The organism is Shimia sediminis, assembly GCF_003990645.1.
Lineage (GTDB): Bacteria > Pseudomonadota > Alphaproteobacteria > Rhodobacterales > Rhodobacteraceae > Shimia > Shimia sediminis.
Genome location: NZ_RYZK01000006.1, coordinates 181,781 through 193,434, shown reverse-complemented (window position 1 = coordinate 193,434; position 11,654 = coordinate 181,781). Strand labels below are relative to the sequence as shown.

General features: G+C 60.1%; 8 protein-coding genes and 1 tRNA gene. 6 read left to right on the top strand and 3 right to left on the bottom strand.

Features of this window, described 5'->3' with window-relative positions; translation table 11 throughout:
• Window positions 1–472: 472 nt before the first annotated feature.
• Window positions 473–548 (bottom strand) — tRNA-Gln (locus EK369_RS14585).
• A 228-nt stretch (window positions 549–776) separates the two neighbouring features.
• On the opposite strand from EK369_RS14585, the gene EK369_RS14580 reads away from it, so the two are divergent.
• The 4 genes from EK369_RS14580 (at window position 777) to EK369_RS14565 (ending at window position 5,718) form a co-directional block, all read left to right on the top strand.
• Window positions 777–2,006: an acyl-CoA dehydrogenase family protein gene (locus EK369_RS14580; RefSeq protein ID WP_127114997.1), complete on the top strand. Its 1,230-nt coding sequence runs from the start codon at window positions 777–779 to the stop codon at window positions 2,004–2,006.
• Window positions 2,007–2,449: 443 nt separating this feature from the next.
• Entirely contained in the window at window positions 2,450–3,448 is a 999-nt protein-coding gene (locus tag EK369_RS14575; protein ID WP_127114996.1) for a taurine ABC transporter substrate-binding protein, read from the top strand.
• Between the two features lie 124 nt (window positions 3,449–3,572).
• Window positions 3,573–4,379, top strand: a complete 807-nt coding sequence (locus tag EK369_RS14570; protein WP_127114995.1) for a taurine ABC transporter ATP-binding protein — start codon at window positions 3,573–3,575, stop codon at window positions 4,377–4,379.
• 1 nt (window position 4,380) lies between these two features.
• Window positions 4,381–5,718: an ABC transporter permease gene (locus EK369_RS14565; RefSeq protein ID WP_127114994.1), complete on the top strand. Its 1,338-nt coding sequence runs from the start codon at window positions 4,381–4,383 to the stop codon at window positions 5,716–5,718.
• A 110-nt stretch (window positions 5,719–5,828) separates the two neighbouring features.
• On the opposite strand, the gene EK369_RS14560 is transcribed toward EK369_RS14565, so the two are convergent.
• On the bottom strand, window positions 5,829–6,278 hold the full coding sequence (locus EK369_RS14560; RefSeq protein WP_127114993.1) for a hypothetical protein: 450 nt from the start codon (window positions 6,276–6,278) through the stop codon (window positions 5,829–5,831).
• 121 nt (window positions 6,279–6,399) lie between these two features.
• Entirely contained in the window at window positions 6,400–9,732 is a 3,333-nt protein-coding gene (gene carB, locus EK369_RS14555; RefSeq protein WP_127114992.1) for a carbamoyl-phosphate synthase large subunit, read from the bottom strand.
• A 188-nt stretch (window positions 9,733–9,920) separates the two neighbouring features.
• Here carB and EK369_RS14550 point away from each other — a divergent pair, with 188 nt between their 5' ends.
• On the top strand, window positions 9,921–11,045 hold the full coding sequence (locus tag EK369_RS14550; RefSeq protein ID WP_206198097.1) for an aminodeoxychorismate synthase component I: 1,125 nt from the start codon (window positions 9,921–9,923) through the stop codon (window positions 11,043–11,045).
• Window positions 11,000–11,650 carry an aminotransferase class IV family protein gene (locus EK369_RS14545; RefSeq protein ID WP_127114990.1) on the top strand — a complete coding sequence of 217 codons (651 nt, stop codon included), beginning with the start codon at window positions 11,000–11,002 and terminating at the stop codon, window positions 11,648–11,650. Before EK369_RS14550 ends, EK369_RS14545 begins: the two co-directional genes overlap by 46 nt.
• The last annotated feature ends 4 nt before the right edge of the window (window positions 11,651–11,654 follow it).

Genomic DNA, 11,654 nt, shown 5'->3' with positions numbered 1-11,654 from the left:
GCGGGGGTGAATCGTCTCTTCGTCATAGGGCTCATCCTTTGAGTGTTTTACTCTCCGGTAAACCCGGGGCGATTCAGTCCCCGGACCTCGTCAGAGACTATCGTCAGCTACGACATAGGAACCGCTGCCCTGAGTACCTGATCCGTCAGAGGCTCTTCGGAGAGAGAGTTTCTTATCTTGGTTCTTCTGGTCTTGGAGGATGATCTGGGGGGGTGGGGTAGCTTAGCGGCTGCTCCGCTCCTTCTACCTGCGCTATCATTACTTATCCCTATGCCCGAGCCCTGTTGACTATACTCGGACGTAACTCCAGCTGCCCCAAGTACCACCCGTACCCCCCAATCACCCCACTCAAGCAGTGTGAAACCAGTCCGGCCAGCTCTCAGAAGTCGTGAAACCACACTGGGGCATCTTCTGGGGCACTTCCGGACCCAACGGGTGTCACGGGTCTTGGGTTCATTGATGTCAGGCTAGATGGCTGGGATGGCAGGACTCGAACCTGCAACCTACGGTACCAAAAACCGGCGCTCTACCAATTGAGCTACATCCCAACAGTGAGGGGCTAATTAAAGCGGGTTGCGAACAGGCGCAAGTCCCCAATCGCACTTTTTCGCGGCTTTTTCGGTCTGGTCGAAAATAACCCGTGTTGCGTCACTTTGCGCCCCTGAGATGCTGCGATACCTCGCGTCACTTTGGATTGCATCAATAGACAACATACCGAGTAGTATGTCATGCTGAGCGCAAGAATTCAAAGTCGATGCAAGATTGGGAGAGACGTCATGGAACTGGGATTGCGCCCGGATATCGAAGAGCTGCTGGAACGGGTCAAGGACATGATCCGCGACGAGATCATGCCGCTGGAAGACGAATACCACCAGGAAGTCGATAAAGAGGGGCGCTGGACCTATACGGCGCGTCAGGCCGAGATTCTCGAAGGGCTCAAGGCCACGGCCAAGGAACGCGGCCTCTGGAATTTCTGGTTGACGGACAGCGACAAGGGCTTTGGCCTCAGCACTGTCGAATACGCCTATTTCGCCGAAGAGATGGGCAAGACCCCGTTGGGGGCCGAGGTGTTCAACTGCTCTGCGCCCGACACCGGCAATATGGAAGTGTTCGAACGCTACGGCAGCGCGGCCATGAAAGAGCAGTGGCTGAAGCCGCTGCTCGAGGGCGAGATTCGCTCGGCCTATCTGATGACAGAGCCCGACGTGGCCAGTTCAGATGCCACAAACGTCTCGATGCCCTGCGTGCGCGATGGCGACGACTATGTGATGAACGGCGAGAAATACTGGGCGTCCGGGGCAGGGGACCCGCGCTGCAAAGTCTATATCGTGATGGTCAAAACCGGTGGCGAAGAGCTGCCGGTGCACAAGCGCCAGTCGATGATTGTGGTGCCTGCGGACACGCCCGGCATCGAGGTGCTGCGCCCGATGCAGGTCTATGGCCACGATGATGCGCCGCACGGCCACATGCATATCCGCTTTACCAACGTGCGTGTTCCGGCAGAAAACATCCTGCTCGGCGAAGGTCGTGGGTTCGAAATCGCCCAAGGCCGCCTTGGGCCGGGCCGTATTCACCACTGTATGCGCGCCATCGGGCAGGCCGAGTCGGCGCTGGAGCAGATGTGCAAACGCGCGCTCGATCGCGAAGCCTTTGGCAAGCCGATTGCGCATCTTGGGGCGAACTACGACATCATGGCCAATTGCCGGATGGAGATTGAAATGGCCCGGCTCCTCTGCCTCAAAACCGCATGGATCATGGACCAGGGCGACGCCCGCGCCGCGGCCCCGTGGATCAGCAAGATCAAGGTGATTGCCCCCAACACAGCGCTCAAGGTCATCGATGAGGCGGTGCAGATGTTTGGTGGCACCGGTGTATCCCAAGACACACCCCTGGCGATCGCCTGGACCCAGGTGCGGACGCTGCGCCTCGCGGATGGACCTGATGCCGTACACCGCCGTCAGGTCGCCCGCAAAGAACTGAAGAAGTACACGCAGCAAAAGGTCTAATCTCAGACACCTCTTGACTGCGGTGTTTTTCAAACGGCCAGGGTTCATCTCTGGCCGTTGCCATTTTTTTTGGCGGTTTTGGTGCAATTGCCGGGCGTTCGGGCAGAGTGCGTGTGGCCCTGATCTCGAGAGCTGGCAAATCCTTATGTCCAGTTGATGCGGCGATATATGACCAAAATTGCACTTTTTCTGCCGGTTTTCTAGGATATTGCTCCGGGTAAACTGCGGATATTGCGCTGTTTTTTCGAATTTGAAATCTCTGGTCTCATTTTTGGCAAAATTTGCCGATTTGGTGTCGAGCCAAAAAATGATTTGCGCCAGGCCCCTGTCATGCGGCTGAATGGGTGACCAGGAACACGCGACGACGACCCAAAAGCAAAAAAAACGCAAAATGGTTCGCCGTGTCACGCGGGTTACCTGATTAGACCAATTGGGAGACAAACATGAAATTCACACAGAAAGCGGCCGGCGCAGCGACGGCTCTTGCCATGCTTGCCGGTGCGCAGGCAGCCATGGCCGAGGAAATCACCGTAGCCTATTTCCTCGAATGGCCGATGCCGTTCCAATACGCCAAGGTGATGGGCACCTATGAAGAAGCGATGGGCGTCGATATCAACTGGGTCAGCTTCGACACCGGCACCGCGATGAGCGCAGCCATGGCCTCGGGTGACGTGCAGATTTCGGTCAGCCAGGGTGTGCCGCCCTTCGTGGTGGCCGCATCCGCGGGTCAGGACATCCAGATTGTGGATGTTGCCGTCAGCTACTCGGACAACGACAACTGTGTTGTCGCGTCGGGTCTCGAAATCGACAAAATGAGTGCGGGTGAACTGGCTGGCAAAAAAGTGGCTGTGCCGCTCGGCACTGCGGCCCACTATGGTTTCCTGAGCCAGATGAACCACTTTGGTGTTGATGTCGCCAGCATGGAAGTTGTGGACATGGCCCCGGCAGAAGGTGCCGCGGCACTGGCGCAGGGGTCCCTGGACATGGCCTGTGGCTGGGGCGGCGCGCTGCGCCGGATGAAAGAGCATGGCAATGTTCTGTTGACCGGGGCTGAGAAAGAAGCCTTGGGTATTCTGGTGTTTGACGCCACAACCGCACCGGCGTCTTATATTGCCGAAGAGGGTGACATGCTGGCCAAGTTTCTCAAGGTCACTGCAGATGCCAACGCAATGTGGGCAGATGAAGCCAACCGTGCGAAAATGCTGCCGGTGATCGCCAAGGACGCCGGTATGGACGAAGAAGGGACCGCCCAGACTCTGGCAACCTTCAAGTTCCCGACCATCGATGAACAGCTGAGTGGCGCCTGGCTTGGTGGCACTGCGCAAGAGTTCATGGGCGGTGTTGCAGGTGTCTTTGTTGATGCAGGCTCTATCCCCAGCGCGTTGGACAGCTATGACGGCACCGTGAACACCGGTCCTCTGCAAGCTGCCAAAGGCATGTAATCTTACCCTGAAGCGTTTGGCCGGGCGCGTCTGGCGTGCCCGGCCTTTTTGAAACCAGACAAAAGCAACAGGCGGAAAAACCGTCGCGCCTGCAGAGAGTCAGGCGAAAGGACCGATAGGGACCATGACCGGATTAACCATAAACAACCTGTCCATGCGCTTTGATCTGCCCAACGGCAGTCATGTTCAGGCGCTCAAGGACGTCAGCCTTGATCTGAAGCAGGGCGAATTGCTGAGCGTGCTGGGGCCGTCAGGCTGTGGCAAGACGACTTTGTTGAACATCGTGGCGGGCTTTCTGGCGCCCACCGAAGGCCAGATCGAGATGAACGGGCACACCGTCACCGGGCCGGACGCAGAACGCGGCATGGTGTTCCAGCAAGGGGCGCTGTTCGAATGGATGAGCGTTCGGGACAACGTGAGTTTTGGCCCCGATATGAAAGGCATGCCCAAGGCCGAGAGCGCAGAGATTGTGGATCATCTGCTGGACGTTGTGGGCCTGCAGGACTTCAAGGAAAAGATGGTCTATGAGCTGTCGGGCGGCATGCAGCAGCGTGTGGCGCTGGCACGGTGTCTTGCCAATGACCCCGATGTCATCCTGATGGACGAACCGCTTGGCGCGCTGGATGCGCTGACGCGTGAAAAGATGCAAAGCCTCGTGCTCAAGCTGTGGAAAGAAACCGGCAAGACGATCATCCTGATCACGCACTCGGTCGAAGAGGCGCTGCTCTTGGGTGAGCGGTTGATCGTGATGGCGCCGCGCCCGGGGCGTATCCACAAAGAGTACCGCCTGCCTTTTGCCGATCTCGGCGTTGGGGCTGATCTGCGCGAGGTCAAGAAACACCCCGACTATGCGCCAACACGCGAAGAAATACTCAACATGATCTGGAACATGGAAGAAGAGATCATGGGCCGTACCGAGGAGAGCGCATAACATGGGACAGATTTTCACAGACCTCGGCGGTGAACTGATCGCACTCTTTCTTTCGGTTCTGTCCGCCCTGCCGTTTATCGCCATTTACGTGGGCGTTATCCTGCTGGCCTTTTTCCTGTTCCGCTTGGTCAAACGTCGTCTTACGCCGGTGCATGACTATACATCGTTGAAAACAGTGACTTTTGGCGACGAAAGTGCGGTGATCTCGAACAAGGCCGCATCGGTGATTTCCGTTGTGCTGATCTTTGTGTTCTGGGGCAGCTTCACCGGCTCAACCTGGCTGCCAGGGTTCCTGCATGCCCCCGGCCCATTTGTCGGCGAGGCCAGCTTTACCTACACGGTCGAGACCGAAGATGGCGCGACCGATGAGGCAACCGTCAGCGTGCTGGTGCACGAAGCGGGCCAAAAACCTGAGAACCCCGAGATTTCACCCGGTGACGGCACGGCCAAAAACGACGTGATTGTCGTGCAGAGCTATCGCAGCAAACTGTTGCGCTGGGACAGCAATGACGAGGTGGGCCGCAAAGAAGGCGCCAGGGTCGTCGCCATTGATGGTCAGGCGATCAGCCGGGATGACGATGTGGATGTCGGCTTCGGGACAGTTACGATGACCGACAAGGGCACGCTGAACTTTGCTCCGGCGACAGGAATGCAGATGGAGAACATCTGGCTCCCCGCGCCCGAGAGCGTATGGCGCCGCCTGATCTCGGTCAGCCGCGATGGGTATCAGAATGTCACCTTGGCTGAGCATCTGAGCTATTCGCTGTTCCGTGTGATCGTGGGCTTTGCCTTGGGTGCGATGGTGGGGATTCCCCTGGGATACGCCATGGGTCTCAGCGATTGGGCCAGAGGCTGGTTCGACCCGATTGTCGAATTCATGCGTCCGGTACCGCCCCTTGCGCTGATCCCGCTGGTGATCATCTGGGCCGGGATCGGTGAGCAGGGCAAGGTGATCCTGCTGTTCCTGGCAGCGCTGTGGATCATGGCCATCGGGTCTCGATCAGGCGTGTCCGGGGTGAATATCTCCAAGGTTCATGCTGCCTATTCGCTGGGGGCCAACAAACGCCAGATCCTGCGCCACGTGATCATTCCGAACTCGTTGCCAGAGATCTTTACGGCGGCCCGTGTGGCGATGGGGGTCTGCTGGGGCACCGTTGTCGCGGCCGAACTGGTGGCCGCCGAAAAAGGTGTCGGTAAGATGATCGTGGCCGCGTCCAAATTCCAGGATACCGACATCGTTCTGATGGGCATCATCCTGATCGGCATCATCGGCTTTGGCATCGACATGCTGATGCGCTGGGCAGAACGCATCCTGGTGCCGTGGAAAGGCAAGGGCTGATCCCGACGCCGTCGCACTGCAGAATCAAAAAGCCCCGCAAGCATACTTGCGGGGCTTTTTTGGTGCTAACGCGATCTGAATGGCGCGCAGGCGGAACGGGGCTCGCGGCATCAGGTGCCGAAACAGACCTCCATGTTCTGCAACCGCACCTCGTCCGGCTTGCGGCCGGGCCACATCTTGTCCGGCAAAGCCTTTAACTCCGCGACCAATTGCCTGAAATCGGATTCGTTGGGCAGGATGTCCATGTCGCGAATTTCCCGCACCGCCATGCAATCGGCCATGTAATCGTCTTCCTCGCGCGGCGGGGAATGGAACCGCGCGCATTCAAAGCTGTACCAGAACTCCTGAACAAACTTGGGCTGTTGGCTTAGGATGTCACGGTTGGTGGTGATGACAACCGTGTTGCCGCTTTCAACAGAGGCCCCCCCAAGATGGGTCAGGCCAGAGTCATGACGGGTTACGACATCTTCTCCGGTGCCCCAGGTGCGGCATCCGGTTGGTTCTGCCTGGGCCAGGGTGGCACTCAGGCTCAGTGCCATAACGGCAATAATCGGTTTCAATGGGGTCTCCCTGTTCATGGCCCTCTGTGCTTTGGGGCTTGCCCAAACCAATCTAGGTCAAAAACGCAAAACGCCCCACCAAAACCTTGGCAGGGCGTCTTTTTTTGTTGTCCCAGCCGGTTCAGCCCTGCAGGGATCGCACCTCGATCTCGCCCTCTTCGCGGGCTTTCATTGCACGGGCGGCGGCGTTCGAGGCGGCAGCGGTGGTGAAATAGGGGATGCGATCCATCAGCGCGACCGAGCGGATTTCACGGCTGTCATTTACGGCTTGTGCGCCTTCGGTGGTGTTCATCACCAGCGAGATGTCGCCGTTTTTCAGCCTGTCGACGATGTTCGGGCGGCCTTCGTAGACCTTGTTGACCTTGTCACAGTCGACGCCCTGTTCGGTCAGCCACGACGCGGTGCCCGAGGTGGCGATGATACCAAAGCCGAGATCGGTCAGGGCCCGGGCGGTGTCCACCATCATGTCGGTCTTGTCGTCGTCCTTGATCGAGATGAACGCTTTGCCCTCGGAGGGCAGGATCATCCCTGCGCCCATCTGCGCCTTGAGAAAGGCGCGCGCGAACGAGCGGTCCCAGCCCATGACTTCGCCGGTCGAGCGCATTTCCGGGCCCAGAATGGTGTCGACACCGGGGAAGCGGTTAAAGGGCATCACGGCCTCTTTGACCGAGTACCAGGGCATGTTCGGGTCGGCGAGGGTCATCTGATCCGCAATCGGTTGCGGGGTCGAGATGTCGGCGCCTTCCTCATAAGGCGGACGCAGCGGGAAGTTCGACAGCGGTTCACCAGCCATCAGGCGCGCGGCAATCGACGCAATCGCGCTGTCCGTGGCTTTCGCAACAAAGGGCACGGTGCGCGAGGCCCGTGGGTTCACCTCGATCAGGTAGATCTCGTCGTCCTTGATCGCGAATTGCACGTTCATCAGGCCAACAACGTTCAACGCCAGCGCCAGCGCCACGGATTGTTCCTTGATCCGGTCGATCATGTCGGCTTCGAGCGAGTAGGGCGGCAGCGAACAGGCGCTATCGCCCGAGTGCACGCCAGCCTCTTCGATGTGCTGCATGATGCCCGCGATATGCACGTCTTTGCCGTCACACAGGGCGTCCACGTCCAGCTCAACCGCGCCAGCCAGATAGCTGTCGAGCAGAACCGGACTGTCGCCAGACACCACCACGGCTTCGGCGATGTAGCGTTCCAGCTGCGCCATGTCGCGCACGATTTCCATCGCGCGGCCACCCAGCACATAAGACGGGCGAATGACCAGCGGAAAGCCGATTTCCTCAGCAATATGAAGCGCTTCGGCGTCGGTTGAGGCGATGCCGTTCTTGGGCTGCTTCAGCCCCAGCTCATTTACCAGCGCCTGGAACCGCTCGCGGTCTTCGGCCAGGTCAATGGCGTCCGGCGTGGTGCCGAGGATCGGAATGCCTTCGTCATGCAGCGCATTGGCGAGCTTCAGCGGGGTCTGGCCGCCGAACTGCACGATCACGCCGTGCAGCGTGCCGTTTTCCTGTTCCACGCGCAGGATTTCCATCACGTGTTCAAAGGTCAGCGGCTCGAAATACAGACGATCCGAGGTGTCATAGTCGGTCGACACGGTCTCGGGGTTGCAGTTGACCATGATGGTCTCATAGCCTGCGTCGGTCAGCGCATAACAGGCGTGACAGCAGCAATAGTCAAACTCGATCCCCTGGCCGATCCGGTTCGGGCCACCGCCCAGAATGACGACCTTTTTCTTGTCGCTGGGGCGGGCCTCGCATTCCACGTCACCCATCATCGGGGTTTCATAGGTCGAGTACATGTAGGGTGTCTGGGCTTCGAATTCGGCAGCACAGGTGTCGATGCGCTTGAACACAGCCGTCACGCCCGCATTCACCCGCTTGTTGCGGATGTCGCGTTCGCTGTAGCCGGTCAGATTGGCCAGCCGCGCGTCGGTAAAGCCCAGCATCTTCAGCTTGCGCAAGCCACGCTCGTCCGACGGCAAACCATTGGCGCGCACGTGCTCTTCGGCGTCCACGATCTCGCGGATACGGTCGAGGAACCAGGGGTCGAACATGGTGACGTTGTGGATTTCGTCATTGGTCAGGCCGTGGCGCATGGCCTGCGCGATGGTGCGCATGCGGTCCGGGGTCTGCTGGCTGATCGCCTTGATAACGGCGGCCTTGTCCGGTGCGCCTGCGATCTCGACCTCGTCAAAGCCGGTGAGGCCCGATTCCATCGACGCCAGCGCCTTTTGCAGGCTTTCATGGATGGTGCGGCCAATCGACATCGCCTCGCCCACCGATTTCATCGCCGTGGTGAGGTAGGGTTCCGAACCAGGGAATTTTTCAAAGGCGAATTTCGGGATCTTGGTGACGACATAGTCAATCGACGGCTCAAAGGACGCAGGCGTCACCTTGGTGATGTCATTGTCCAGCTCGTCCAGCGTAAAGCCCACGGCGAGTTTCGCGGCGATCTTGGCAATCGGGAAACCGGTCGCCTTGGACGCCAGCGCCGATGAGCGCGACACCCGCGGGTTCATCTCGATCACGACCATGCGGCCATCGGCCGGGTTCACCGCCCATTGCACGTTCGAGCCGCCGGTTTCCACACCGATCTCGCGCAGAACCGCGATCGAGTGGTTGCGCATGATCTGGTATTCTTTGTCGGTCAGCGTCAGGGCAGGGGCCACGGTGATGGAATCCCCCGTGTGCACGCCCATCGGATCGACGTTTTCGATGGAACAGACGATGATGGCATTGTCGGCTTTGTCGCGCACCACCTCCATCTCGAATTCTTTCCAGCCAAGCAGGCTTTCGTCGATAAGGATCTGGTTGACGGGCGAGGCATCCATGCCGGTGCGGCAGAAGTGGATGTAATCTTCGCGGTTATAGGCAACCCCACCGCCGGTGCCGCCCATGGTAAAGGCGGGGCGGATGATCGCGGGCAGGCCGATGTCTTCCAGCTCTTCCAACGCCAGGCGGATGCCTTCGTCCAGATCGTCCTCGCCGTTGTCTTTCTTCGGGGCGGTCACGATGGACGCGCGCGGGTTTTCGATGCCCAGCCGATCCATCGCCTCGCGGAACAGTTTGCGGTCCTCGGCCATCTCGATGGCCTTGCGGTCCGCGCCGATCATTTCCACGTTGAACTTGTCGAGAACCCCCATCTCTTCCAGCGCCAGCGAGGTGTTCAGGCCGGTCTGCCCGCCCATGGTCGGCAGCAATGCGTCGGGGCGTTCCTTTTCGATGATCTTGGCGACAACCTCGGGTGTGATCGGCTCGATATAGGTGGCGTCGGCCAGTTCCGGGTCGGTCATGATCGTCGCCGGGTTCGAGTTGACGAGGATCACGCGGTAGCCTTCTTCGCGCAGCGCCTTACACGCCTGCGCCCCCGAATAGTCAAACTCACAGGCCTGTCCGATCACAATGGGACCAGCCCCGATAATCATGATCGAGGAGATGTCGGTTCTTTTGGGCATGGCGGACCTCGGGGTTGGGGCGAGCATGAGTGGAGGAGTCGCCCGAAATCGCAAATTGTCGTGGGTTATAACTATCGCGGGGCAAGGTGCAAGGGGGATCGGGAAATTGCTGTATTCTGCCGCTTTCGACGCTGTGTTTTGTGCCCCGAGTGACTATACCGGCGCCACATCGCGCAAAGGGCATGGCTTTGGAGATTCGCTTTGATCGGGGACCGGGGGGGCAGGCGGCACAGTTTGTGCACGCCGCACGCCTGATTGTGGCCGACACCGCCGCCGAAGTTCCCGCCGCCTTTGCGGCGCTGGACGCGGCCCGCCGCGATGGATTCTGGCTTGCGGGCTACGCCTCATATGAGCTGGGCTATGCGCTTGAACCCCGGTTGCTGCATCGCCTGCAAAACACCCGCCAACTGCCGCTTTTGTGTTTCGGGGTCTTTGATGGACCTTACGAGGCGCCGGCGCTTGCGACGGGCTGTGCCCGGCTTGATCCGTTCACGCCGGCCTGGGACGCGGCGCGCTACGCGCGCGCCTTTCAACAGGCGCATGACCTGATCGGGGCCGGGGACATCTATCAGGCCAACCTGACATTCCCGTTGACCGCAGCCGCGTCCGGCGGGGCAGAGGCGCTCTATGCGGCGCTGTCGGCGCGACAACAGGTCGGCCATGGCGCGCTCATCCGCCAGCATGGGCTGCCCGACATCCTCAGCCGCTCGCCCGAGTTGTTCTTTCGCACCGATGCCGCGGGCCGTATCGAAACCCGCCCCATGAAAGGCACCCAGCCGCGCAGCCCTGATGCGACCGAGGATGCCCGCCGCAAGGCCTGGTTGGCGTTGGACGAAAAGAACCGCGCCGAGAACCTGATGATTGTTGACCTCCTGCGCAATGACATCAGCCGCGTGGCGGTGCCCGGCAGTGTGCATGTGCCCGAACTGTTCAAGGTCGAGAGCTACGCCACCGTGCACCAGATGGTCTCGACCGTGGCGGCCCGGCTGGCGCCGAACACCGGCCTTGGCGACATCCTGCGGGCGCTGTTTCCCTGTGGCTCGATCACCGGCGCGCCCAAGCTGCGCGCCATGGAGGTCATTCACGATCTCGAACAGGCCCCGCGCGACGTCTATTGTGGCAGTATCGGCTGGGCCGCGCCGGATGGCTCTGCTGAATTCAATGTGGCGATCCGCACGCTTATGCTAGACAATGGCCACGCAACCCTGAACGTCGGCGGTGGTGTGGTCTGGGACAGCACCGCGGCTGCGGAATATGAAGAGGCGCTATGGAAGACCCGTTTCGCGACCCGGTTCCTGCCGGAACCCGCCTGATCGAAACCTTTCGCTTTAATGCGCAGACGCAAACCGTGGATCGCAAGGACCTGCACCGCGCGCGACTGGAACGCACAGCGCGCGCTTTCGGGTTTCCGCTCGACAACGAGGACATCCGCGCCAAGCTGCAGGCCATGGAGTGCGACGCCGAATTGCGCTGTCGCCTGACGCTGGCGGCTGATGGAACGGTCGAGATCAAGGCCGCGCCCCTGCCGATGCCCGAACAACGCGAATGGGTTCTGGCGGTCTCGGACCAGCGCCTGCGCTCGGACGACTCCTGGCTGCGCTACAAGACCACCCAGCGCAGCCTCTATGACAGGGCCCGCGAAAACATGCCGCACGGCGTGGATGAGCAGCTGTTCCTCAACGAACGTGACGAGGTCTGCGAAGGCACCATCACCAATCTCTTTGTGACGCTGGAAGACGGCAGCATGGTCACGCCGCCGGTCTCTTCGGGGCTTTTGCCCGGCGTGTTGCGCCAGTCCCTGCTGGATGCGGGCGAGGTGCGCGAACAGGTGATCGACCTGCCCACACTGCGTGCGGCCCGCGCCATTCATGTCGGCAATTCCCTGCGCGGTCTGATCCCGGCCCGCCTCAAAGACTGAAATC

What these genes read in the sequence shown, in the direction of transcription:
- EK369_RS14565 (WP_127114994.1), top strand. Translation starts at nt 4,381, where the DNA reads ATGGGACAGATTTTCACAGACCTCGGCGGTGAACTGATCGCACTCTTT.
- EK369_RS14580 (WP_127114997.1), top strand. Translation starts at nt 777, where the DNA reads ATGGAACTGGGATTGCGCCCGGATATCGAAGAGCTGCTGGAACGGGTC.
- EK369_RS14575 (WP_127114996.1), top strand. Translation starts at nt 2,450, where the DNA reads ATGAAATTCACACAGAAAGCGGCCGGCGCAGCGACGGCTCTTGCCATG.
- EK369_RS14570 (WP_127114995.1), top strand. Translation starts at nt 3,573, where the DNA reads ATGACCGGATTAACCATAAACAACCTGTCCATGCGCTTTGATCTGCCC.
- carB (WP_127114992.1), bottom strand. Translation starts at nt 9,732, where the DNA reads ATGCCCAAAAGAACCGACATCTCCTCGATCATGATTATCGGGGCTGGT.
- EK369_RS14545 (WP_127114990.1), top strand. Translation starts at nt 11,000, where the DNA reads ATGGAAGACCCGTTTCGCGACCCGGTTCCTGCCGGAACCCGCCTGATC.